Origin of the sequence: Streptomyces sp. NPDC101151, assembly GCF_044768335.1 — a bacterium.
Taxonomy (GTDB): Bacteria; Actinomycetota; Actinomycetes; order Streptomycetales; family Streptomycetaceae; genus Streptomyces.
The window spans coordinates 23,731-46,843 of sequence record NZ_JBIWPP010000053.1 but is presented as its reverse complement, the minus strand read 5'-3'; the positions used below and the strand labels follow the sequence as shown (position 1 = coordinate 46,843).

The window sequence follows — 23,113 nt, the reverse complement described above, 5'->3', positions numbered from 1 at the left end:
CGGGGGCGGGGCGGCGCTGGCGGTCACCAAGCGTTTGTAGGGGGGGTAGTAACGCCCCCCCGCCCACTCACCCCGGGTGTCGACCGGGCGGGGGGTCCGGCACCCGCCGACCCCCGCGCCGTGGTTTGAGGCAGGCTGTGCGCATGAACGAGTCCGGCCGCGTGGAGGCCTTCAGCGACGGTGTGTTCGCCATCGCCATCACCCTGCTCATCCTGGAGATCAAGGTCCCCGAGGTCGGCGAGCACGGGAGTCTGTGGCACGCGTTGGGCGCGCAGTGGCCCTCCTACGCCGCGTACGTGGTGAGTTTCCTGGTCATCGGCATCATGTGGATCAACCACCACCAGCTGTTCAGCTACGTCGCCCGGGTGGACCGGACGCTGATGTTCCTGAACCTGCTGGTGCTCATGGTGGTGGCCGCGGTGCCCTGGCCGACGGCGATGCTCGCGGAGTACCTGCGCGAGGACAAGGCCTCGCACGTGGCCGCCGCCGTGTACAGCCTGGCGATGGTGGCGATGGCGCTCGCCTTCCAGGCCCTGTGGTGGCACCTCACCCGCACCGGCCACCTCTTCGACGCCCGGGTGGACACCCCCGCGGCCAGGGCGACCCGGGTCCGCTTCGCCCTGGGCTCCCTCGGCTATCCGCTGACCGTCGCCCTGGCCTTCGTCTCCGCGCCGCTGACCCTGGCCGCACACGGGCTGCTGGCCCTGTACTACGGCTTCAACCAGGTCCCGATGCCGACGCGTCGGGACCCGGCCACGCCATGAGGTTGGCGAGCAGATCGGCCTGCTCGACAGCGTCGTCGAGTGCGTGGTGCGTGTGGCGACGCCTCGACAGCAGGTGCCTGGGCATGGTGCCCTTCGCGACCGAACGCAGCGGAAGGCCCGCCTTGGTGGCGTACAGCGTCTTCATGTCCAGGCAGCCCGAGTGGCCGAAGGGGCTCTCGCCGGTGAAGCGGATCAGGTACCAGTACAGGAACGTCCAGTCGTACGACGCCGGATAGCCGCACATCACCGGCTGCGCTCCGACGCTCACCTCACGGACCCAGGCGGCGAACTCGCCGAGAGCGACGGCCGGTTCGGCACCCTCGGTCCGGAGCAGGTCCCGGTCCAGACCGCTGACCGCCAGGGCCTCCGGCACGAACTGATCGCTGATCGGGCGCAGTTCGCGGTAGAAGGTCAGCTGCTCCGGGTCGGCGGCCGTGAAGCCGTCGGCGTCCTGCGTCCCCGCGACGGCGGCCCCCAGGCTCAGCATCGAGTACGGGCCCGGAATCGGACCGTCCGCCTCGATGTCGACGGAGATGCAGCGGCCGGGTTTCACACGTCGTGCGGACATGGCACGGGAGCATCGCAGGCGGGAGGCGTCCTGCGCATCCGAATTCAGGGGCGGCGACCCGCCTGGCACGCGGTGGCCGCGGGCCGCCGGCCGGTGAAGTACGAGCGGGGCGGGACACCCATCAGGGCGCGGAAATCGGACGTCATGTGCGACTGGTCGTAGTAGCCGGTGGCGGCGGCCAGTTCGGACCAGGGGGCGGTCGTGGCCCGGTCGATGACCGTGCGGACGCGGTTGATGCGGGCATAGTGCTTCGGGGACACGCCGACACCCTCGGCGAACAGGTTGCGCAACTGCCGCTCGCTTACGGCCAGTTCGCGGGCCACGTCGCGAACCTGGCCGGGTACCCGGCCCGACCCGACGGACAGGGCGTCGACCCCGGCCCGCAGCAGCGCCGTACGGGAGGAGCCGGCGGTGTCGGACAGCAGCTCCGGGAGGACGTCCGCGAGACGGGACGCACCCTCCTCCGGGTCGAGCCACCGCGCCTGGGCGGCCAGCCGGCGCGCCGCCCGGCCCGGCAGCCGGTCCAACGGCACCACCCGGCCGACCAGTTCGGCCGCCGGAACGCCCAGCAGGGGAAGGGACGTGCCGGGGGCCAGACGCAGCTCGACACAGGACACGGGAAGTCCGGCGTCGTGGTACGCGGCACGCACCCGCGGGCCGACGGCCAGTACATCGCGGTGCCCGCCCCTGCCCACCCGTACGACGACCTTCGTCTCGGCGTCCGGGAGGTGCGCGAACGTCTCCTCGGAGGAGGCGGACCCGGAGAGGGCCCGGATCCCGGTGATCCACGGGCGCAGATCCTCGGGCACGGGCAGCGTCCGCTCGGCGGTGGTGTTCGTCACCTCTCCACCGTAAGCGCGCCGCACGAGCCGGCGGGTCGCCAACCGTGCCGGAATTTCCAAGAGTCCGGCCCCTCGCCCGCGCCACCGTGGTCCTCATGATCCTGGTTACGGGTGCCACGGGCACCACCGGCAGTGAAGTCGTACGACAGCTTGCGGCGCGCGGCGAGAAGGTGCGCGCCCTGACACGGGACCCGGCGCGGGCCGCCGTGCCCCCGGGAGTGGAGGTGGTGCGCGGGGACTACCTCGACGCGGATTCGCTGTCCCGCGCGATGTCCGGGGCCACGGCCGCGTACCTGGTGGGCGTTCCGGACGGAGAGGCACAGCACGACCGGGCCCTGGTGGCGGCGGCACGCGTGGCGGGGGTGCCCCGGCTGGTGCTGCTCTCGGCGATCGCAACGGGTGATCCCGACGTCGGTCCGTTCGGCATGTGGCACGCCCTGGGGGAGGAGGCGGTCAAGGAGAGCGGGGCCGAGTGGACCGTCCTGCGGCCCTCCACCTTCGCCTCGAACACCCTTGGCTGGGCACGGGCGGTCACGGCCGGGGAGCCGGTGCCGAACATGACCGGGGAGGGCGCGCAGGGGGTGATCGATCCCCGTGACGTGTCCGAGGTGGCGGCGCGCGCCCTGACCGAGGGCCGGTGGGCGGGGCGGACCTACACCCTGACCGGGCCCGAGGCGCTCACCGTCCCCGACCAGGCCGCCGTGCTCGCCGCCGTCCTGGGCCGCCCGGTCACCACACGCGATCTCTCGCCGGACGAGACGCTCGACCACCTGCGCACCGCGTGGGGTCTGGACGAGTCCGGCGCGGAGGCGGTGCTCACCGCCTCCGCGTACGTCCGTGACGGGCGCAGTGACCTCGTCACCGACGACGTGCCGGAGGTACTGGGCAGGCAGGCCCGGACCTTCCGGGAGTGGGCCCAGGATCACCAGGGGGCGTTCACGGCGGAGTGAGGGGGCGCGCGGCCGGCTTCACCCGTCTCGGCGGTGCCGGTGGCTCGATCCCGCGACTCCGGACTGATCCGCCGGACAGGCCTCAGAGACCGAAAAGGGCGAGGTCCGTCGCCACCTCCTTGAACACCTCCAGGGGATCGGCGATCAGCTTCCGTTCCTGGAGGTTCAGCAGGCCGCCCACCGCGGTCAGCTCCGCCGCCACCGTGCCGTCGGTCCTGCGTATCTCCTGCACAATGCGGAAGGTCTTGCCGTCACCCCATTCGAACGCGCAGGTCACGTCCACCTCGTCGCCGGCGAGCAGCTCGCGTTTGTAGCGGATCGTCGTCTCCAGGGTCACCGGGCCGACGCCCCGGGCGACGAGCCGGGCCTGGCTGATCCCGGTGGCCTGGAGCATCGACCAGCGGGCGTGCTCCGCGTAGTTCATGTACACCGACTGATTGAGGTGCCCCTGCACGTCGGTCTCGTAGCCGCGGACTGTCACACGGACGGAAAACGGTTCAGCCACTGCTTGCCCTTCTCGCGTTCGAATCTTTGATCGATCGATCTTGGCATGCCGGTCACACCCGGCGCGGGGAGGCCAGCAGATAGCGCACCCGGGTGCGCGGCTCGGTGTACTCACCGGCCTGCCAGCCCGCTGCCTCCAGTGTGGCCGCGCAGGACCGCAGGCTCTCGTCTTCCGCCGCGTACACGGCGACCGCCTCCGGCTGCGGGGTCGCGCGCACCCGGTAGCCGTCGCCGTCGGGGCCCGCCGGTCGGTGCCCGGCGGCCTCCAGGGCGAGTGCGGCGGCTTGCACCAGATGCGTCCGCTCCCAGGCGCACGGCCGGTCCGTCGCCCCGCCCGGGTCGGTCATCCGGCGCAGTTCAAGCAGCCCCTGCCAGGCGCTGTGCACCTCTCGCGGCCGGGCCGGACCCGACGCGGGCGCCTCCTCCTCGCCGCCGACACGCGCCGCGAACACCCCGGTGGAGGGCCTCGGTTCTTGCCGGGCCTCGGGCACCGCCTCCCGTATGCGGTGCCCCGCGGCGGTGAGGAAGTGGTCGTGCGGTGGCCGAGGGTGCCGGAAGGCGAGCCCCCGCTTCACCAGCGCGGTCAGCTGCGACTCCGTCCCGTGCAGCCGCCCGGTGACCGTGTCGGCAGCTTCGATCACCCGCCGCTGCGCGGCGGTCGGCGGTCGGGTCACGGTGTGCTCCCTCCGGTGCGTCGGCGCCCTGGAGCCGCCAGGTGGACGGCTCGGTCGAAGCGTACGACCGGGGTCTGACAGTGAGGATGTACGCGGCATCGCTCGGGGGTCTGACTCTGGGTCCGACTGGCGCTTCGGCTGCCTGTGTGTTGAATCGTCGGCCCGCGGGTGATTCCACTGCGTGTACGCGCGGGCGTCCGTGACCTCAGGGGCGTCCTGTCGATCACCCGGCGACGGGCGGTCCGGACGGCGGGGGCCGGCGGACACCCCCGGGGCGGCCGCGTGGCTCAGTCGTGCGGCCGGATGTTCCACCCCGCCACCACCGGCCGCCCGTGTTCCGTGCCGAGCCGGCACAGCGCCCCCGTCGCCAGCTGGAACAGGGCCCCGTGCTGCGGGTGCAGGCCGAGGCGGCGGGCGGTGAGGACACGCAGGAAGTGGCCGTGGGCGACCAGGACGACGACACCCTCGGTGTTGGCGAGAGCGGCGTCCACCTTGCCCAGCATCCGGTCGGCGCGCTCCCCGACCTGCTCCGGACTCTCCCCGGGGCGCTCGGGCGGGCCCGGTGCCACCCCGTCCGTGAACAGGAACCAGTCGGGCCGGGTGCGCTGGATCTCCACGGTGGTCACGCCCTCGTACCCGCCGTAGTCCCACTCGCGCAGGTCGGCGTCGACACGGGCGTCGTGGATCCCGATGAGTTCGGCGGTCTCCCGGGCCCGCTGCAGCGGGCTGACGAAGGCGGCGCCGATCCGGTGCGAGCGGATCAGCGGCACCAGCCGGCGCGCCTCCTCCCGGCCGTGCTCGGTGAGGGGTACGTCGGTCCAGCCGGTGTGCCGTCCGGACCGCGACCACTCGGTCTCACCGTGCCGGACGAGAAAGAGGTCACCCACGTCAGCACCCTTCCCGCTTGCCTTCAGGCACGGTGTCACACGGCCGCGGCGGCCCGCAGGACGGACTGGGCCAGACGGGCCGGGGCCGACCCCCGCCGGGACGACCGAGCGGCCCCCGTCAGTGGTCTCCTGCCGTCGGGCGAGTGGCCGCCGTCAGTGGTCCTCTGCCGTCGGGCGCGGGGCCGCCAGGGCCATGGATTCACCGCAGGCGTCGATCGAGGTCGTCCTGTGGTGCGTGTCCAGGACGGGGACGACGGTGCGGTCGGAGTCGTGCGGTGCCCGGACCACCGCCTCGCTCTGGCGCACGCACCAGGTGTCCGTACCGTTGGTGTCATGGGGCGTGTAGTGGATGTCGACGGTCGCCGTCGCCTTGCCGGCCAGCGGGAACGACGCGGGGTGCCCGTGCCCGGCGCCGTCGATGCTCTCCGCCTTGCCGTTGTGGATCTCGATCCCCGGATAGCCGTCGAACACGCAGGTGTCCGGGCCCTTGTTGACGGCCGTCAGCCGCGCGTTGGGCCGGCTGCCGCCCTTTTCCCCGTCGAGCAGGACCAGCGTCCACTTCAGTGAAGCGGTCCGGCAGTCGGCCGGTTCGGCGTCGTGCGCGTCGGTGGCGGTGGTGGTGCCGCAGGCCGTCAGGGCCAGGGCGGCCATGAGGACGGCCGTGCCGCCGGTCGGACGAGTCGAAGCTCGCATCGTTCCCCCTGGAACTCTGAGTGCGTGGGCGTTCATGTGCCCGGGTGGACCAGCGTGTTCTCGGTACCGAGGGCTGTGGCGCCGGTGTCGGCGTACAGGGTCGTGCCGCCGTCGGACCAGCGGACGATCAGGTCATTGCCGGTGCGGTCGGAGGTGTAGTCGCCCGCCGTCATGACCAGGCCGTGCTTCCACCGGTTGTTCGGGGCGCGCAGCCGCGACTCGGTGCCGAGTCCTGCCGCCGAGGTGCCCACGTGGGCGTCGAGTTCGCCGTCCGTCCAGCGCACGAGAACGTCCCAGTCCGCGCTGCCGCTGAAGTTCCCGCTGGTGAGCAGAGTCGCGTTCCTCCAGGTGCCGTTGGGCGCCCGCAGTCGCTTCTCGGTGCCGAAGGTGCCGGAGCCGACGCGGGTGTGGAGGGTCAGTTCGCCGTCGGCCCAGCGGACCAGCAGGTCGGTGGCGTACCTGTCGCCGCCGTGGAACTGCCCGGCCGCGATCTGGACGGCGTTCTTCCAGACGGAGCCGGGCTTCGCCATCCGGACCTCCCTGCCCAGGCCCGAGGCGCTGACGTCCGGGTAGAGGGTCACCTCGCCGTCGGACCAGCGCACCAGGAGACCGGAGAGTTCGCGGCCGGTGAAGTGACCTCCCGTGAGGGTTCGCGCGTGCGTCCAGGTGGAGTTGGCCGCCCGCAGCCGCTTCTCGTGCCGGAACCCGCCCTTGCCGTCTCCCGGATACAGGGTGGTCTCGCCGTCGGTCCAGACCACGATCAGGTCGCCGCGGTGGTCGCCCGTGTAGTCCCCTGAGGTCATCAGCCTCGCGTGCTGCCACAGCTTGGCTCCGCCCGGGAGCTTCGCCTCGACGCCCTTGTACGGGGGAAGGCCGGACGGCATGGGCTTGTCGGCGACGGCGTGGGCGAGGAGATCGGCGGCCTCGGCCCCGAATGCCGGGGCGTAGCTGATGTAGTCGACGTCGGCGTCGTTTCCGCCGCCGTTGTAGCCACCGAGGTTGCCGATGACATGGCCGGTGCGGGCGTCGTCCTTGTAGTCGGTGATCCACGGGCTGCCGGAGACACCGCCGTAGTAGCCGCCGCAGGTCATGGACATCTGCCGGTACCCGGGCAGCTGCTTCGTCGGGACGGTGCACTTGATGGCGCGTCCGGCGCTGTTGTGCGCGTGCGACGGGTACCCGACCACGGTGACGTTGCGGTGGGTGTAGCCGGACGGCCGGGCGAAGGTCAGTCCGCCTCCCACGGCGTCCTGCAGCTTCTTGCCGCGCTGGTTGGCCGACACGCGGGCGAACGCGGTGTCCAGGTCCGACCAGGGCTTCTTGGTGGTGGTCGAACCCCTGTCGGGGACGTAGCGGGGGTCGATGAAGATCTTCTGGATGTGGAAGATGCCGTAGGGCTGCTGGTCGGGACCGGCTCCCTTCACGAACTTGGGCACGAAGACGTAGTCGCTCCTCATGTTCAGCCCACAGTGCGCGGCGGTGAGCACGATGTTCTTCGACGCGGCGGCGATCACACTGCCTGTGCAGTGCCAGGCGGTGCCGCGCGGGCTGGAACCGAAGAAGGTCCCTATGAGCCGGGTCCCCGCGAACTTCGTGCCCTGGGGCCTGGCCGCTGCCGCGACCCCTGGCGGCTTCGACCCGGACGGCGCCGACCGGACCTCGTCCAGCGGCCGGGCGTCCGCCATGCGCTGCGCGGTCCAGTACCGGGCGGCTTTCCGGGCCTCCTGGCCCGCCTCCCGCCGCGGCGGCGCGGTCGACGCCACGGCGTCAGGCCTGGGGGTGCTCGATGCGACCGCACTCGGGCCGACGCCCGGTGCGACCGTGCCCGGTGCGACCGCGCTCGGTGCGAAGGACGCACGCGGCGAGGGCGGCTCCGCCCGTGCGGCCGGAGCCGCGAGTCCGAGCATGGCCGCGGCGAGCACGCCGACGACCATCCGTCGTCTTCGGTACGACAACAAGTCCGTTCCCCCTGGTGTCACGAAGGCCGGACCAGGAAGGACGAACTCCGCCCGCGCGACGCTGGTCAGGCGCGCACGGCCGAATTCGGTGCGTACTGCGGTGGATCCCCCTGGTCATGTCTGCCGCCGGACGACGGCAGTCCCGGGTGATCTTCGCACATGCTTGCGAGGTGCGGCGGTTCGGGCGGCAGGCCGGTGCGGGGACCGTCGGTCCGGGACGCTGCGCCTGTCCGCTACTGCCGGTAGCCGCTCAGGAACCGTCCGATCCGCCCGATCGCCGCCTCCAGGTCATCGGCGTGGGGCAGGGTGAGGATGCGGAAGTGGTCCGGCGCCGGCCAGTTGAAGCCCGTGCCCTGGACGACCTGGATCTTCTCCCGCAGCAGCAGGTCGAGGACGAACTTCTCGTCGTCGTGGATCCGGTGGACCTTCGGATCCAGGCGCGGGAAGGCGTACAGGGCGCCCTTGGGCTTCACGCAGGACACGCCCGGGATCTCGTTCAGCTTCTCCCAGGCCACGTTCCGCTGCTCGTACAACCGCCCGCCCGGAGCGGCGAGTTCGCCGATGGACTGGCGGCCGCCGAGCGCGGCCTGGATGGCGTACTGGGCGGGCGCGTTGGCACACAGGCGCATGGAGGCCAGCATGGTGAGGCCCTCCAGATAGTCCTTCGCGTGCTGCTTGGGGCCCGTCACCACCAGCCAGCCGGAGCGGAAGCCCGCCACCCGGTACGTCTTCGACAGGCCGCAGAAGGTGAGGACCACCAGGTCGGGGGCGAGGGCGGCGGCCGAGTGGTGGACTGCGTCGTCGTAGAGGATCTGGTCGTAGATCTCGTCGGCCAAGACCATCAGGCCGTGCCGGCGGGCCAGGTCCAGGATGCCCTCCACCACCTCCTTCGGGTACACCGCGCCCGTCGGGTTGTTCGGGTTGATGATGACCACGGCCTTGGTGCGGTCGGTGATCTTCGACGCCATGTCGGCGAGGTCCGGGTTCCAGTCGGCCTGCTCGTCGCACAGGTAGTGGACCGCCTTGCCGCCGGCCAGGGTCGTCACCGCCGTCCACAGGGGGAAGTCCGGCGCGGGGATGAGGATCTCGTCGCCGTCCTCGATCAGCGCCTGCACGGCCATGGACACCAGCTCGGAGACGCCGTTGCCGAGGAAGACGTCGTCGACGTCCACCTCCAGGCCCAGGCTCTGGTAGCGCTGGGCGACCGCGCGGCGGGCGGAGAGGATGCCGCGCGAGTCCGTGTAGCCGTGCGCCTGCGGCAGCATCCGGATCATGTCCTGGAGGATCTCCTCCGGCGCCTCGAAGCCGAACAGTGCGGGGTTGCCGGTGTTCAGGCGCAGCACGCTGTGGCCCGCCTCCTCCAGTGCGTTGGCGTGCTCGATCACCGGGCCGCGGATCTCGTAACAGACCTCGCTGAGCTTGTTCGACTGCCGGAACTCCATGCGCGCTCGCCCCTCCGGTTTCGTGTGTTACTTGGTTTTACCAAGTTCGAGCTTGGAAAGTCCAACAACATGTCTAGACTGCGTCGCATGCCACCACGCCGAAGCTACGACCAGTACTGTTCCGCAGCCCGCGCCCTCGACCTCGTCGGCGACCGCTGGACCCTGCTGATCGTCCGGGAACTGCTCGCCGGCCCGCGCCGCTACACGGACCTGCACGCGGACCTGCCCGGCGTGAGCACGGACGTACTCGCCTCGCGGCTGAAGGACATGGAACGGGACGGGCTCACCACCCGGCGGCGGCTGCCTCCTCCGGGTGCGGCCTATGTGTACGAACTCACCCCGAAGGGCCGTGAGCTGCTGCCCGTACTGCAGGCCCTGGGCCGGTGGGGGCAGACGGAGCTGGGGGAGCGGCGGCCCACGGACGCCGTGCGCGCCCACTGGTTCGCCCTGCCGCTCCTGCGCGCCCTCGAGGGCGAGGGCGTCGTCGAAGTCCGGCTGGAGGAAGGGGAGTTCCATCTGCGCGTCGGCGCCGAGGACGGGCCGGTGTACGGCGACGGGCCCGCGCCCGGCGAGGCGGACGCGCGGCTCGTGATGGACTCCGAGACCTGCGCCGCCCTCGCCCGCGGTGAGTCCACCCTGCCGGAGGCCGTCAACGCCGGGCGAGTCACCGTGACCGGTGACGGCACGCTCGCCAAGGCGCTGCGGGAGGCCTGAGCAAGCAGCCCGGGAACGGCAGTCCGGGACAAGCCGCCGGGAATACAGGCGGAAAAGGCAGAAGGCCCGCCGGGCAGGCGGGCCTTCGGGCGGCTCAGACGTTCGACGGGACCCGGGACGGCCGCCCCGAGCCGCGCGTGAGCGCGTACCCGCCGATGCCCGCGAGCGCGGCGAGCAGTCCGCCCACCGCGGTCCACACCCAGCGGTCGGACCACCAGCCGGAGGACCAGCCGTCGTCGGGCTCGATGCTCGACAGCACCGCCGACTTCGAACCGTCCTCCTTCGCCTCGGACTTGACGGCCACACCCGGGACGAGCGGCTCGGCCAGCGAGCCGTCCACGGCCGCAGCCCCGCCGATGTCCTTGCAGTCGACGCGCACCTCGGTGCTCACCGGCTGGCCGAGATCGGAGGAACCGAGGTCCACCACCGTCAGCCGGACGTAGTACGTGCCGGGCAGCGGGTCGTTGGCCCACGGCTCCGACCAGGCGCGCACCGTGCGCAGCACACAGGCGAGCTCGACCAGGGACGCCCCCTGCGCGGCGGCGCGCGTCGCCGCGCCGTACTGGCAGGACTGCCGGCGCCGCAGACCGTCGTAGACGTCGATCTGCCAGGTCTGCGTCCCGTGCGTCTCGGGCAGCTTCACGGTCGCCTTGACCGTCGGGCGCTGCCCGGCGTCCGCGGGGAACGACCAGTACAGGTAGTCGCCGGTGGAACCGGACGCGGTGGCCTGCTGCCCCTGCTCGATCTCGGTCGCCGTACGGAAGGACGTGCCGGCCCGGGTGGGCGCCTTGCCGTCGTCCGAGGCGCTCGGCGACGGAGAGCTGTCGGCCGCCGCGGGTCCCGCGGCCAGTCCGAGCGCCAGCAGCGTGGCACCCAGTACTCGCGTGATACGCATCAGTTCGTCCTCCAGACGGCGACCCGCCAGCGCGACAGCCAGCCCCACAGCAGACCGGCCACAAAGCCGGCCAGCACCAGCGCGCCCAGCAGCCACCAGCCGCGCCCCAGCCCGAAGGAGGCCACGTCGCCCGCCTTGCTCGGGCCGTCCACGACGTCGACGGTCAGCTCCAGCGGCAGACCCGGCGTCGTCTTGACGCCCGCGGCGGCCGAGAAGGAGTTGGTGACCTGCAGACACACCGTCTCGGCGGTGGCGGAGTCGTCGTCGCTCTCGGGCTTCGGATACCGCAGGCCCGTGGACACGACGTCCGTACGGCCGTTGCCGGCCGCCTCACCGCGCACGATCTCCCTGCCGTGCAGTGTCACCGCCCGCAGCAGCACCCCGTAGTCCGGGTTGACGGCACGGTCGTCCGACACGCTCACCGAAGCCCGCAGTTCCTGGCCCGGCTCGAGGTCCACCTTGTACCAGCGCTGCTGACCGAACTCCTCACGGTCCGTGTACAGCCCGGACTTGACCGACGGTGCCTTCGTGCACTCGCTCGCGCCCTCGGTCGCCACCGGCGACACCACCGGATCCGCCGCCCGGTCCACCAACTGCCCGACACGGTCGGTCAGTTCTTCCTTGTGCTGCACCGAGGTGTAGGTGCCGCCGGTCGCGTCCGCGATGCAGCTGAGCTGGTCGCGGGTCTTGGCGTCCGGCACCAGGCCGAGGGTGTCGATGGTCAGCCCGATGCCCTTGGCCGCTATCTCGCGGGCCACCTCGCACGGGTCGAGCGGCTGGCAGGTGTCCTCGCCGTCGCTGATCAGGACGATACGGCGGGTGCCGTCACCGCCGTCGAGATCGGCGGCCGCCTTCTGCAGCGCGGGACCGATGGGCGTCCAGCCGGTCGGCGCCAGGGTGGCCACCGCGGTCTTCGCCTCGGTCCGGTCGAGCGGGCCGACCGGGTAGAGCTGTGCGGTGTCCTTGCAGCCCGTCTTGCGGTCGTTGCCGCGGTAGTTGGCGCCCAGAGTGCGGATGCCCAGCCGGACCTCCTCCGGAGTCGCGTCGAGCACCTCGTTGAACGCCTGCTTCGCCGCGGCCATCCGGGTGCCACCGTCGATGTCCCGGGTCCGCATGGAACCGCTGACGTCCAGCACGAGTTCGACCTTCGGAGCGGCCTGTTCGGTCTCGTCGGCCGCGGCCGGGGCGGGAACCGCGAGCCCGGCCGTCAGGGCGGCGAGCAGCGCACAGACGCCCGCCGCCAGCCGTTGTCTTCTGATCATCGGCGGATCCTATTGATCAGAGGTGCCGGGCTCCAAAACGAGCGGGTTCGGCAGCGCGGTCCACTGGTCGCCGGGGGTGTCCGGGGAGAGCCGCATCAGCGTCAACGCCTTCGCGGGCAGCGGACCTTCGCGCAGGGCGGTCAGGTCCGGGGTGCGGGGCAGATCCGGCAGGACGGCCGACAGCGCCGCGCCCAGCGCCGGTCCCGAACCCGCCGTTCCGGCGAGCGCGCCCGCCACCAGGGAACCGAACAGCTTGCGGCGCAGCGTCGTCTCATCGTCCGTGATCAGCCGGCCGGTCAGCGCCGGCGGCGTGATGCCGTGGCGGGAGAGGCGGGCGGGGCTGATGCGGATGTCGGCGAGGTCGCGGTAGACGAGACGCAGAGGAGTGCTGTCGGCCGCGAGGACCACCAGGAGGTTCTGGCCGTGGGCCTCCAGGGCCACCCCGAGGTCGAGCAGCCGCAGACCGACCGTGAGGGCGAGGCGGGCGAAGGCGGCCAGCCAGCCCGGGGAGCCGGGGAGGGAGGTGGCGGGGAGCGCCGCCACCGGAATCACCCGCTCGCCCGGGCCCGCGTACACCTGCGGCGACTCCCGCAGCAGCGCGGCCAGATCGGGGGAGTGGGCGGTGGCCGCGCCCAGGGTGCGGGTGATGTGCAGCAGCCCGTCCGTGCGCGCGGCCAGGTCCGTGCCGAGGGCCGACAGCACCGCGGACGCCCCGACGGAGTACGCGGAGATGTCCCGTACCGAGGAGGTCAGCCGGGCGCTCAGCGCGGTCTTCACATGCGGGCCGTCGGGCAGGGCCAGAGTGCGCAGGGACATCAGCGGGTGCGCGGGGCGCCAGGGGGCGTACGAACGCTTGAGCACATGGGTCGCCTGCCAGGGGTGCACCGGCAGCAACAGATCCTTTCCGTCCCGCAGTTCCCGGGGCCAGTCGCCGGACACCAGGCACTCGGCGGCCGGCACCGCGACCGTCCCCAGTTCGACCACCTGCCGGTGCTCGGGACCGTAGGCCAGCTGGTCCGCCACCGAGAAGCCCGGCCGGGAACGGCAGTTGGGATGGAACGGATGGCCGTCCACCACCCGTTGCTCCCACTCCCAGTCCCGCGCGGACCACTCCTTCGGATGATCCGCGTCGGCCCGGGACAGCGCCAACGAGGCCACGCTGTGGCCGAGTTCGACCGCGAAACCCGCCGCGTGCGGCACCGGCAGATCGGTCATGAGCCGCGCCGGGTCGTCGTAGCGCTCCCGGTCCAGGCGCACGGCGGCGACGTGTCCGCCGGTCGCGTACGGGTCCGCGTGCGGGCCGTGCAGGGTCCGGCCGTCGGCCAGCCTGAGGGCCAGGCTGTGCGCCCCGCTGACCCTGCCCGTCACCCACGGCAGGGGCTCGTGGGCCAGCGCCCGCCACAGACGGGTCAGCACCGCCGCGCGGGCGCCCGGCAACTCGGCCGTGTACCGGGGCAGCAGGCCGGGCCGGACGGCGGCCAGCTCCTCGGCGACCTCGGCCTCGGCGGTGGGGGAGTGGTACACGGACGGCTCCTCACGTACGGGCAGCTCGGGGCACGATTGTCAGGGACGACAGACATACTGGTTGCTCGGGCCCCGGACGAAGAACGAATGGATCGCGTGGACCTCAAGCCCCCCGCCGACACCGTCGGACAGCGTGCCGACGCGTACGCGGCCGCCCCTCTGCTCAACTGCCTGCTGCGGGAAGTCGCCGAGCAGCTGCCGGACTCCGGGCGACGGCCGGTTCACCGCCTGCCCGCCACCGGCCGCCTGCTGCGTGTGCGGCCGGGGCGCCGGCCCGCCGACCCCGAGGTGTACGGCGCCGGGGCCTGGCACCGCCTGGGTCACACCGAGTTGGTCAAACTGGTTGCCGAGGAGCTGCTCCGGCACACCGGGGTGTCGGGCGGCGACCTGCCCGCCGAGATGATCGACAGCCGGGAGGCGGTCACCGCCCTGCTCGTCGCGCGGGCCCGGGCGACGGCGCCCGAGGACCCGTATCTGCGCTCCGAGCAGTCCCTGATCACCGGTCACCCCTTCCACCCCGCTCCGAAGGCCCGCGGCGGCGGCCCGGTCGCGGCCTGGCTGCCGTACGCCCCCGAGGCGCACGCGCACTTCCCGCTGGTGCTGCTCGGCGTCCGCGAGGACCAGGTGGCCGAGGAGGGCGACCTGCGCGCCCTGGACGCCCTCGGGACGGCCCCGCCCGGCTACCGGCTGCTGCCTGCCCACCCCTGGCAGCTCGCCCTCCTCGACCGCGACCTGGCGCCCGCCTTCGCCGACGGCCGGCTGGTCCGGCTCGGCACCACCGCCTTCGACGCCTGGCCGACGGCTGCGGTCCGCACGGTGTACGCGCCCCGGCGCGATCTCTTTCTGAAGTTCAGCCTGGATGTGCGCATCACCAACGACATCCGCCGGCTGTGGCGCCACGACCTGCTGAAACTGCGCCGCATCGACACCGCCGTCACCCAGGCCTTCGCCGCCATGGACTCGCCCGCGGCCTGGCTGAGCGACCGCGGCTACCGCACCGCCGTCTTCGCCTTCGAGGAACTGGCCGTGCTGGTGAGGGACGGGCTGCGCGGCCACCTCCGGCCGGCCGCCACCCCGCTGCTCGCGGCCGGCTTCACCGAGGGCTTCGAGGGCAGCCCGCCGGCCGCCACGGCCGATCCGGACGCCTGGTGGGAGGCGTACCTGCGGCAGGTCGTCCCGCCCGCCCTCACGGCGTTCCACGACCACGGGGTCGTCCTGGAGGCGCACCTGCAGAACACCCTGGTCGCCGTGGACGCGGCCGGCACCCCCGTGCAGGCGCTGTTCCGGGACGCGGAGGGCGCCAAGGTGCTGCCGGACGTCTCCCGCGCCGCCGGCTGGGAGCGGCTGGTGTACTGCCTGGTCGTCAACCACCTCAGCGAGATCGCCGCCGCCCTGGCAGAACACCACCCCGGCCTCGACCCCTGGCCCGCCGCCCGCCGTGAACTCGCCCGCCACGACCTGCCCGAGATCCCCGCCCTGCTCGCCTCGCCGACCCTGCCCGGCAAGACCAACCTGCTGCTGCGCTGGACGGGCGCGGACGGCGCCGACGCCCGATACCTGCCGCTGCCCAACCCCTTGGCGACCGGCTGACCTGCCCCACGCTGCCGGCGCGTCGCACGACGCGACCGCTGTCCGGGGCTGCATGCGGTTGCCTGCTCGGGCCCTCGCCGGCTGTCACGCTCGCTCACTATGCTCACTTCATGCCGGAAACCGGGAGCAAGGGACGCACCGCCGTCGACATGCCGGTCGCGACTCCCCGGATTATCCCCCGGCGAGGATCATGGCCGGCTCCCCGAGGTGAGCACGCCCGGGCCGGGACGCGGACTGAGGCTGGTGAGTCGTATGGGCTGGGAAAATGCTGACTGAAGTCACCGCAACCCGCTATGTCGCGCCCTTGCGGTCCGGTGGATCCGTGCCCGGAGTCGTCGAGGCCGACGACCTCGGCACGTACGTCGTGAAGTTCACCGGCTCGGCACAGGGCCACAAGGCGCTGGTCGCCGAGGTGATCGTCGGAGAACTCGCCCGCGCCCTCGGCCTGCGCTTCCCCGAGCTGGTCCTCGTCCGCTTCGACCCGGCCATCGCCGCCGACGAGCCGCACCAGGAGGTGCGCGAGCTGCACGGGGCCAGCGCGGGCATCAACCTCGGCATGGACTACCTGTCGGGCGCGAGGGACTTCACGCCCGAGATCGCGAAGACCTTCCCGGTGGACCCCCTGGAGGCGGGCAGGATCGTCTGGCTGGACGCCCTGACGGTCAACGTGGACCGTACGGTCCACAGCTCCAACCTCATGATCTGGCCGACGCTCGGCACGGCACCCCCGCGGCTGTGGCTCATCGACCACGGCGCAGCCCTCGTCTTCCACCACCGCTGGGACACCACGACCCCCGGCAAGAGGTACGACTTCCGCCACCACGCCCTCGGCCACTACGCCCCCGACGTCCGCGCCGCCGACGCCGAACTGGCCCCCCGGGTGACCGAGGAACTGCTGCGGGCCGTCGTGGCCGAAGTGCCGGACGCCTGGCTGGCCGAGGACGCCGGATTCGCCACGCCCGACGACGTCCGCGCCGCCTATGTCGACCACCTCCTCGCGCGCGTCCGGCTGTCCGGGGAGTGGCTGCCCACCGACTTCCCGAGCCGCGAGGAACTCGCGGCCGAGGAAGCCGCCCGTACGGCGAAGACCCGGCAGGGCCGCCCGGACTGGCTCAAGCGGGTCCCCGACCTGCACGGCAAGCCGGCGGCGGAACAGGATTGGTCGGTGCACCTCGGATGATCCAGCGCGTCCAGATCGAGTACTGCACACAGTGCCGCTGGCTGCCCCGCGCGGCCTGGCTGGCGCAGGAGCTGCTCACCACCTTCGAGACCGAGCTGACCGAGCTGTCGCTCAAGCCCGGCACCGGCGGCGTCTTCGTCGTCAGGGTGAACGACCAGGTCGTCTGGGACCGCCGCGAACAGGGCTTCCCGGAGCCCACGGCGGTCAAGCGCCTGGTGCGCGACCTCGTGGCCCCGGGCAAACCGCTGGGCCACTCGGACAGGGCCGCCGAGTGACACCGGCTCGGCCGGCGTCCTGTGAAGGGAACCCGGAGGACGAATCTCGACCTCACGTCGCGTCGGACGGCGGCCGTCTTGCGGGACAGTGACGCCGTGTATCTCAGGGAGCCCGGCTCCGGGCTGCGGAAGGTCGTCGCCGCCCGGGATCCCAAACCGATGCGGGTGGCCTGGCAGCCCGGTGGGGACCGGCTGGCCGTCTCGTTTCCCCACGGCCTGGTGGAGCTCGTGGATCCGGCCTCGGGACGGTGCGCCGCCGCGCTGTCCACGGCGTACGGCGTGGTGGACCGCATCCTGTGGTCCCCGGACGGTTCGCTGCTCGCGACGGTCAGCCATGACTTCGTGACGGTCACCTGCCGCATCGAGGTATGGGATCCCCTGACCGGGCACCGCGTCGCTCGGACCGAGGACGTCGAGCGCGGGACCGGCGTGCTGACCTGGAGCCCCGACGGCCGTCGTCCGGTGACCGCAGAGAAGGAGGGGCCCGTCGTGGTCCGGGACACCTCGACCGGGCGTCGGCTGCTCGACATCCCCGTGGGTGAGGGGTCCACCGCCGCAGCCGCCTGCTGGTCACCCGACGGCCGCCGGCTCGCCTTCCTCGACGGGGAGTCGGCGATACGGATCTGCGATGCCGACGACGGCACCCTCCTGGTGCGCTCCGCGGCCACCTACGGCAGGGCCGCCGTGCTCCTGTGGTCACCCGACGGCCGCCTGCTCGCGACCGCGGGGGAGGGGTGGGTCGCCTTCTGGCGGGCGTCCACGGGAGAGTGCCAGGCCGTGTCGCGGCTGGAGTGCCGGCTGCCGCTGGACGCGCACTGGTCGGCCGACGGCCGCTCGTTCGCCGTCATCGGCGAGGACCACCGCCGCTCCACCTGGTCGCTGCCGGACGGCATGGACGCCCGGGAGTGCGAAGCGCTCCTGGCGCGGTCGGCGGCCGAGCCGGGCGAGCTGACCGCCGAGGAGCGCCGGCGCCACGGGCTGCCCACGTGAGGGCCCCCGGCGCCGAGCGGTGCCGGGGGCGCGGGCGGGGTCAGCCGCGCAGTTGCTCGTACGCCGGCAGGGTGAGGAAGTCGGCGTAGTCGGCGTCGAGGGACACCTGGAGCAGCAGGTCGTGGGCCTCCTGCCAGTGGCCGGCCGCGAAGGCCTGCTCGCCGATCTCCTTGCGGATGGTGTCCAGTTCCTCGGCGGCGACCTTGCGGGCCAGCTCGGGCGTGGCCCTGTCGCCGTTCTCGAACTCGACACCCGCGTTGATCCACTGCCAGATCTGCGAGCGGGAGATCTCCGCGGTGGCCGCGTCCTCCATCAGGTTGAAGATGGCGACAGCGCCGAGGCCGCGCAGCCAGGCCTCGATGTACCGGATGCCGACCTGGACGGCGTTGACGAGCCCGTTGTACGTCGGCTTCGCGTCCAGCGAGTCGATGGCGATCAGGTCGGCCGCCTCGACGTGGACGTCCTCGCGCAGGCGGTCCTTCTGGTTCGGCCTGTCGCCGAGGACCCGGTCGAAGGACTCCATGGCGATCGGGACCAGGTCCGGGTGGGCGACCCAGGAGCCGTCGAAGCCGTCGTTCGCCTCGCGGTCCTTGTCGGCCCGGACCTTCTCGAAGGCCACCTTGTTGACCTCGGCGTCCTTGCGGGAGGGGATGAAGGCCGCCATGCCGCCGATGGCGTGCGCACCGCGCTTGTGGCAGGTGCGGACGAGGAGTTCGGTGTACGCGCGCATGAACGGGGCCGTCATCGTCACCGCGTTGCGGTCCGGCAGGACGAACCTCTGCCCGCCGTCACGGAAGTTCTTCACGATGGAGAACAGGTAGTCCCAGCGGCCGGCGTTCAGCCCGGAGGCGTGGTCGCGCAGCTCGTAGAGGATCTCCTCCATCTCGTACGCCGCCGTGATCGTCTCGATCAGGACGGTCGCCCGGACGGTGCCCTGCGGGATGCCGAGGTGGTCCTGCGCGAAGACGAACACGTCGTTCCACAGGCGGGCCTCGAGGTGCGACTCGGTCTTGGGCAGGTAGAAGTACGGCCCCTTGCCGAGGTCCAGCAGGCGCTGGGCGTTGTGGAAGAAGTACAGGCCGAAGTCGACGAAGGCGCCGGGGACCGCCTTGCCGTCGGCGTCGACGAGGTGCCGTTCGTTCAGGTGCCAGCCGCGCGGGCGCATGACGACCGTTGCCAGCTCCTCGTTCGGGCGCAGGGCGTACGACTTGCCGGTGCGCTCGTCCGTGAAGTCGATGCTGCGGGTGTAGGCGGAGATCAGGTTGACCTGGCCGAGGATGACGTTCTCCCAGGTCGGCGCAGAGGCGTCCTCGAAGTCGGCGAGCCAGACCCGTGCGCCCGAGTTGAGCGCGTTGATGGTCATCTTGCGGTCGGTGGGGCCGGTGATCTCGACGCGCCGGTCGTTCAGCGCGGCCGGGGCCGGGGCGACCTTCCAGGAGTCGTCCGCGCGGACGGCGGCCGTATCCGGGAGGAAGTCGAGCGTGGAGGTGCGGGCGATCTCGGCCCGGCGTTCCGCACGGCGGGCGAGGAGTTCGTCACGGCGCGGGGTGAACCGCCGGTGCAGCTCCGCCAGGAAGGCGAGCGCCGCGTCGGTGAGGACCTCCTCCTGCCGGGGCAGGGGCTCGGCGTCGACGATGGTCAACGGGGACGGCGCTGGTGCGGACATGAGCTGTCACTTCCTTCAGCGGTGGCACCGGGTGCCAAGGGGCACGAATGGGACAGTGGGCGCCCGCTGTGCGGTCGGACGCTTCTGAGCAGTGGATAGTAGTTTCCTCATTGTGGAACTTCAATGGTTTGTTGATGTCGAGATTCTCTGAGTCGAGGGAAGGTGGCGCTCGGTGCCACCCCGTTCACTCAAGGTGGCTCAGATCGGCCTCGGTGTCGATGTCGTAGGGCTCGGCCACGTCCGCGCACTCCACGAGCCTGAGCCGTCCCGCGCGGTCCTTCAGGTAGGCGCGGGCCCCGCGGTCGCCCGTGGCGGTCGCCGCGATGCCCGCCCAGTGGGCCGCGCCGAACAGGACCGGATGCCCGCGCTCGCCGTCGTAGGAGGCCGAGGCCAGCGAGCCGTCGCCGTCGTACGCGCCGAGTACCCGGGCGACCGCCTCGGGCCCGATGCCCGGCTGGTCGACCAGGCTCACCAGGGCCGCGCGCGCGCCCGTACCGGCCAGTGAGCCGAGCCCGGCGCGCAGGGAGGAGCCCATGCCCTCGGCCCAGTCGGGGTTGTCCACGAGGACGCAGCCGCTGAGGTCGGCGCGCGAGCGGACGTCGGCCGCCTGCGCCCCGAGCACCACGTGGATCCGCCGGCATCCGGCCGTGCGCAGCACGCCGACCGCGTGCTCGACCAGGAGTCGCCCCCGGTGTTCCAGCAGCGCCTTGGGCCGCCCGCCGAGCCGTCTGCCGCCGCCGGCGGCGAGCAGCAGCCCGGCGATCTCCTCACGATGGTCCCGCTCGTCCGTCATGCGTCCTGCATACCTGACGCGGGCCGCGGGGGCCGGTTTCCTTGGGCTGAATTTCGGTCCGCGCTGTGGCGCAGCCGGACGGCGTGGCGTTTACTGACCCGCGCACGACGGAGTGTGGGGGGAGAGCTGTGTTGCGGAGCTTGGGGCAGAGGCCAGTGACCGGCAGGGGCGAGGACCAGAAAGTGGCGGAACTGCGGACCGCGGTGTCCCGGCTGCGCCGCGAACTCGCCGCGCTTCCGTCGGAGTTCCCGGACCGGGGCATAGCCGAGGACGAACTGGCGACCCTGGCCGCGATGGCCGCCGGTGGCATGCCCGAGATTCCGCGTCTGCGCAGTTCCCTGTTACTCATCGCCGGCGCGATCGGCTCCGTCAGCGCACTGGCGCGGGGCCTCACGGAGGTCCGTGCGGCGGTGGACCTGTTCGGGGAGCCGCCGAGGTCTTGAGGGCGCCGGGCGGGCCTGCCGCCCGGGGTGCGGTGAACCGCGCGTCAAGCCCCCACGCGGCCGCAGCAGCCGCCGACGCCCGGCAGTCCCCCCGCTCTCGGGCGCGGTACTACGCGCCCGAACTGGCCAAGGCCTGGGACAGCTCGACGGCAATGCCCTGCAGTACCGGCACGATCTTCTCGGTGGCCGCTTCGGTGACCCGTCCTGCCGGCCCGGAGATGGAGATCGCGGCCGCCGTGGGGGAGTCCGGCACGGGCACCGCGAGGCAGCGGACGCCGATCTCCTGCTCGTTGTCGTCGACCGCGTAGCCCAGCTGCCGCACATCCTCCAGCGCCGCGAGGAAGCCGTCCGGCGTGGTGATGGTCTTCTCCGTCGCGGCCGGCATGCCGGTGCGGGACAGAAGCGCGCGGACCTCCTCGTCGGGCACGCCCGCCAGCAGCGCCTTGCCGACCCCCGTGGAGTGCGGCAGCACCCGGCGCCCCACCTCGGTGAACATCCGCATCGAGTGCTTCGACGGCACCTGCGCCACGTAGACGATCTCGTCGCCGTCCAGCAGTGCCATGTTCGCCGTCTCGCCGGTCTCCTCGACCAGCCTGGCGAGGTACGGGCGCGCCCAGGTGCCGAGCAGCCGGGAGGAGGACTCGCCCAGCCGGATCAGCCGCGGGCCGAGCGCGTACCGGCGGTTCGGCTGCTGGCGTACATAGCCGCAGGCCACCAGTGTGCGCATCAGGCGGTGGATGGTGGGCAACGGCAGTCCGCTGGTCGCGGACAACTCGCTCAGGCCGACCTCGCCCCCCGCGTCCGCCATCCGCTCGAGCAGATCGAAGGCACGCTCCAGGGACTGGACCCCGCCGCTGGCGGAGGACTTGGCGGAGTCGGTGGTGCTGGCGCTGGACGTCGGCACGGCGCGTTCCTTTCGGCGCTGGCAAGAAGGGCAGAAGCCTACCCGGCGGTCGGTTGACTGCCTGCTTGTGCGGTACCGCTCAGAAGTGTGCCTCTTGACGGCGAGGTGGCGGGAGTGAAGACTCCTTCAACAGAACGTTGAATTCCGTTACGTGGGTGAAAATCCCGTTTCCTGGAAGTAAGACGGCGGCAGAGAGAGGGGTTCGGGTGTCCGACGCTGAACTGGTGCTGCGCTCGACGCGTGTCATCACCCCGGAAGGGACGCGGGCCGCCACGGTCACGGTGTCCGCCGGCAAGATCACGGCCGTACTGCCGTACGACGCCGAGGTCCCGGCCGCGGCACGCCTGGAGGACGTCGGTGACCATGTCCTGCTGCCCGGCCTGGTCGACACCCACGTGCATGTCAACGACCCGGGCCGTACCGAGTGGGAGGGCTTCTGGACCGCCACGCGCGCGGCGGCGGCCGGCGGCATCACCACACTCGTGGACATGCCGCTCAACTCCCTCCCGCCGACCACCACGGTCGACCACCTGCGCACCAAGCAGGACGTGGCCCGGGAGAAGGCGCACATCGACGTCGGCTTCTGGGGCGGCGCCCTGCCGGACAACGTCAAGGACCTGCACCCGCTGCACGACGCCGGGGTCTTCGGCTTCAAGGCGTTCCTGTCGCCGTCGGGCGTGGACGAGTTCCCGCACCTCGACCAGGAGCAGCTGGCCCGGTCCCTGGCGGAGATCGCCGGCTTCGACGGCCTGCTGATCGTGCACGCGGAGGACCCGCACCACCTGGCCGCCGCCCCGCAGCACGGCGGCCCCCGATACGCGGACTTCCTTGCCTCCCGCCCGCGCGACGCCGAGGACACGGCCATCGCGAACCTCGTCGCCCAGGCCAGGCGCCTCGACGCGCGCGTGCACATCCTGCACCTGTCCTCCAGCGACGCGCTGCCGCTCATCGCCGCCGCCCGCGCCGACGGCGTCCGCGTCACCGTGGAGACCTGCCCGCACTACCTCACCCTGACCGCCGAGGAAGTCCCCGACGGCGCGAGCGAGTTCAAATGCTGCCCGCCCATCCGCGAGGCAGCCAACCAGGACCTGCTCTGGCAGGCGCTGGCCGACGGCACCATCGACTGCGTGGTCACCGACCACTCGCCCTCCACGGCCGACCTGAAGACCGACGACTTCGCCACCGCCTGGGGCGGCATCTCCGGCCTCCAGCTGAGCCTGTCGGCCGTGTGGACCGAGGCCCGCGGGCGCGGACACGGCCTGGAGGACGTCGTCCGCTGGATGTCCACGCAGACGGCCGCCCTGGCCGGCCTGCACGACAAGGGCGCCATCGAGGCCGGCCGCGACGCCGACTTCGCCGTTCTCGCCCCTGACGAGACCTTCACCGTCGACCCGGCCGGCCTCCAGCACCGCAACCGGGTCACCGCGTACGCCGGCAAGACCCTGTACGGCGTCGTGAAGTCCACCTGGCTGCGCGGCGAGCGCATCGTCGCGGACGGCGAGTTCACCGAGCCGAAGGGCACGCTGCTCAGCCGCCCCCAGTGACCCCACGCCCCCCGCACCCGCATCCGCCGACTCCCGAAAGGAACCCCTGAT

At 72.2% G+C, this 23,113-nt stretch carries 23 protein-coding genes; 9 read left to right on the top strand and 14 right to left on the bottom strand.

The window, feature by feature from the left end:
• The first annotated feature begins 143 nt into the window (after positions 1-143).
• Positions 144-764 (top strand): TMEM175 family protein, encoded by a 621-nt coding sequence (locus tag ACIRU3_RS43465; RefSeq protein WP_404069283.1) that lies wholly within the window; start codon positions 144-146, stop codon positions 762-764.
• Here ACIRU3_RS43465 and ACIRU3_RS43460 read toward each other — a convergent pair.
• Both ACIRU3_RS43460 and ACIRU3_RS43455 read right to left on the bottom strand, forming a co-directional pair.
• Entirely contained in the window at positions 718-1,332 is a 615-nt protein-coding gene (locus tag ACIRU3_RS43460) for an exonuclease (protein ID WP_404069281.1), read from the bottom strand. The two genes, ACIRU3_RS43465 and ACIRU3_RS43460, sit on opposite strands and share 47 nt — an antisense overlap.
• Positions 1,333-1,376: 44 nt before the next feature.
• Positions 1,377-2,174, bottom strand: coding sequence for a helix-turn-helix domain-containing protein (locus ACIRU3_RS43455; RefSeq protein WP_404069279.1), 798 nt, complete (start codon positions 2,172-2,174; stop codon positions 1,377-1,379).
• A gap of 95 nt (positions 2,175-2,269) precedes the next feature.
• Here ACIRU3_RS43455 and ACIRU3_RS43450 point away from each other — a divergent pair, with 95 nt between their 5' ends.
• Positions 2,270-3,124, top strand: coding sequence for an NAD(P)H-binding protein (locus tag ACIRU3_RS43450; RefSeq protein WP_404069277.1), 855 nt, complete (start codon positions 2,270-2,272; stop codon positions 3,122-3,124).
• A gap of 82 nt (positions 3,125-3,206) precedes the next feature.
• Here ACIRU3_RS43450 and ACIRU3_RS43445 read toward each other — a convergent pair whose 3' ends face one another.
• From ACIRU3_RS43445 to ACIRU3_RS43420, 6 genes are all read right to left on the bottom strand, one after another.
• The gene (locus tag ACIRU3_RS43445; RefSeq protein WP_404069275.1) at positions 3,207-3,629 is read right to left on the bottom strand and encodes an acyl-CoA thioesterase; all 423 of its coding nucleotides are present in this window, start codon (positions 3,627-3,629) and stop codon (positions 3,207-3,209) included.
• A gap of 52 nt (positions 3,630-3,681) precedes the next feature.
• Positions 3,682-4,302 carry a hypothetical protein gene (locus ACIRU3_RS43440; protein WP_404069273.1) on the bottom strand — a complete coding sequence of 207 codons (621 nt, stop codon included), beginning with the start codon at positions 4,300-4,302 and terminating at the stop codon, positions 3,682-3,684.
• A gap of 287 nt (positions 4,303-4,589) precedes the next feature.
• Complete coding sequence (locus ACIRU3_RS43435; RefSeq protein WP_404069271.1) at positions 4,590-5,189, bottom strand: histidine phosphatase family protein; 600 nt, start codon at positions 5,187-5,189, stop codon at positions 4,590-4,592.
• Positions 5,190-5,342: 153 nt separating this feature from the next.
• Positions 5,343-5,882, bottom strand: a complete 540-nt coding sequence (locus ACIRU3_RS43430; RefSeq protein ID WP_404069269.1) for a DUF4232 domain-containing protein — start codon at positions 5,880-5,882, stop codon at positions 5,343-5,345.
• A gap of 32 nt (positions 5,883-5,914) precedes the next feature.
• Positions 5,915-7,816 carry a trypsin-like serine protease gene (locus ACIRU3_RS43425; RefSeq protein WP_404069267.1) on the bottom strand — a complete coding sequence of 634 codons (1,902 nt, stop codon included), beginning with the start codon at positions 7,814-7,816 and terminating at the stop codon, positions 5,915-5,917.
• Between the two features lie 257 nt (positions 7,817-8,073).
• Positions 8,074-9,282 carry a pyridoxal phosphate-dependent aminotransferase gene (locus tag ACIRU3_RS43420; protein WP_404069265.1) on the bottom strand — a complete coding sequence of 403 codons (1,209 nt, stop codon included), beginning with the start codon at positions 9,280-9,282 and terminating at the stop codon, positions 8,074-8,076.
• An 87-nt stretch (positions 9,283-9,369) separates the two neighbouring features.
• Between ACIRU3_RS43420 and ACIRU3_RS43415 the strand changes: the two genes are divergently transcribed.
• Positions 9,370-9,996, top strand: coding sequence for a winged helix-turn-helix transcriptional regulator (locus tag ACIRU3_RS43415; protein WP_404069263.1), 627 nt, complete (start codon positions 9,370-9,372; stop codon positions 9,994-9,996).
• A 94-nt stretch (positions 9,997-10,090) separates the two neighbouring features.
• Here ACIRU3_RS43415 and ACIRU3_RS43410 read toward each other — a convergent pair whose 3' ends face one another.
• Genes ACIRU3_RS43410 through ACIRU3_RS43400 form a run of 3 tightly spaced genes read right to left on the bottom strand, consistent with a single transcriptional unit; the run spans position 10,091 to position 13,677 of the window.
• Entirely contained in the window at positions 10,091-10,891 is an 801-nt protein-coding gene (locus ACIRU3_RS43410) for a hypothetical protein (RefSeq protein WP_404069261.1), read from the bottom strand.
• Positions 10,891-12,153: a VWA domain-containing protein gene (locus ACIRU3_RS43405; RefSeq protein WP_404069259.1), complete on the bottom strand. Its 1,263-nt coding sequence runs from the start codon at positions 12,151-12,153 to the stop codon at positions 10,891-10,893. Before ACIRU3_RS43405 ends, ACIRU3_RS43410 begins: the two co-directional genes overlap by 1 nt.
• A gap of 9 nt (positions 12,154-12,162) precedes the next feature.
• Complete coding sequence (locus ACIRU3_RS43400) at positions 12,163-13,677, bottom strand: IucA/IucC family protein (RefSeq protein WP_404069257.1); 1,515 nt, start codon at positions 13,675-13,677, stop codon at positions 12,163-12,165.
• 87 nt (positions 13,678-13,764) lie between these two features.
• Between ACIRU3_RS43400 and ACIRU3_RS43395 the strand changes: the two genes are divergently transcribed.
• The 4 genes from ACIRU3_RS43395 to ACIRU3_RS43380 all read left to right on the top strand — a co-directional run bounded on the left by ACIRU3_RS43395 (position 13,765) and on the right by ACIRU3_RS43380 (position 17,712).
• Positions 13,765-15,267 carry an IucA/IucC family protein gene (locus ACIRU3_RS43395; protein WP_404069255.1) on the top strand — a complete coding sequence of 501 codons (1,503 nt, stop codon included), beginning with the start codon at positions 13,765-13,767 and terminating at the stop codon, positions 15,265-15,267.
• A 265-nt stretch (positions 15,268-15,532) separates the two neighbouring features.
• Complete coding sequence (locus ACIRU3_RS43390; protein WP_404069253.1) at positions 15,533-16,447, top strand: HipA family kinase; 915 nt, start codon at positions 15,533-15,535, stop codon at positions 16,445-16,447.
• Positions 16,444-16,722, top strand: coding sequence for a SelT/SelW/SelH family protein (locus tag ACIRU3_RS43385; RefSeq protein ID WP_404069251.1), 279 nt, complete (start codon positions 16,444-16,446; stop codon positions 16,720-16,722). Before ACIRU3_RS43390 ends, ACIRU3_RS43385 begins: the two co-directional genes overlap by 4 nt.
• Before the next feature lie 96 nt (positions 16,723-16,818).
• Complete coding sequence (locus ACIRU3_RS43380) at positions 16,819-17,712, top strand: WD40 repeat domain-containing protein (RefSeq protein WP_404069249.1); 894 nt, start codon at positions 16,819-16,821, stop codon at positions 17,710-17,712.
• A 40-nt stretch (positions 17,713-17,752) separates the two neighbouring features.
• On the opposite strand, the gene aceB is transcribed toward ACIRU3_RS43380, so the two are convergent.
• Positions 17,753-19,378 (bottom strand): malate synthase A, encoded by a 1,626-nt coding sequence (aceB, locus tag ACIRU3_RS43375; protein ID WP_404069247.1) that lies wholly within the window; start codon positions 19,376-19,378, stop codon positions 17,753-17,755.
• Positions 19,379-19,562: 184 nt separating this feature from the next.
• Complete coding sequence (locus tag ACIRU3_RS43370; protein WP_404069245.1) at positions 19,563-20,171, bottom strand: NTP transferase domain-containing protein; 609 nt, start codon at positions 20,169-20,171, stop codon at positions 19,563-19,565.
• Between the two features lie 128 nt (positions 20,172-20,299).
• On the opposite strand from ACIRU3_RS43370, the gene ACIRU3_RS43365 reads away from it, so the two are divergent.
• Entirely contained in the window at positions 20,300-20,614 is a 315-nt protein-coding gene (locus ACIRU3_RS43365; RefSeq protein WP_404069243.1) for a DUF5955 family protein, read from the top strand.
• A 109-nt stretch (positions 20,615-20,723) separates the two neighbouring features.
• Here the strand turns inward: ACIRU3_RS43365 and ACIRU3_RS43360 are convergent, their stop codons facing one another.
• On the bottom strand, positions 20,724-21,518 hold the full coding sequence (locus tag ACIRU3_RS43360; RefSeq protein WP_404069241.1) for an IclR family transcriptional regulator: 795 nt from the start codon (positions 21,516-21,518) through the stop codon (positions 20,724-20,726).
• 206 nt (positions 21,519-21,724) lie between these two features.
• Here ACIRU3_RS43360 and allB point away from each other — a divergent pair, with 206 nt between their 5' ends.
• Positions 21,725-23,062, top strand: coding sequence for an allantoinase AllB (gene allB / locus ACIRU3_RS43355; RefSeq protein ID WP_404069239.1), 1,338 nt, complete (start codon positions 21,725-21,727; stop codon positions 23,060-23,062).
• Positions 23,063-23,113 lie beyond the last annotated feature (51 nt).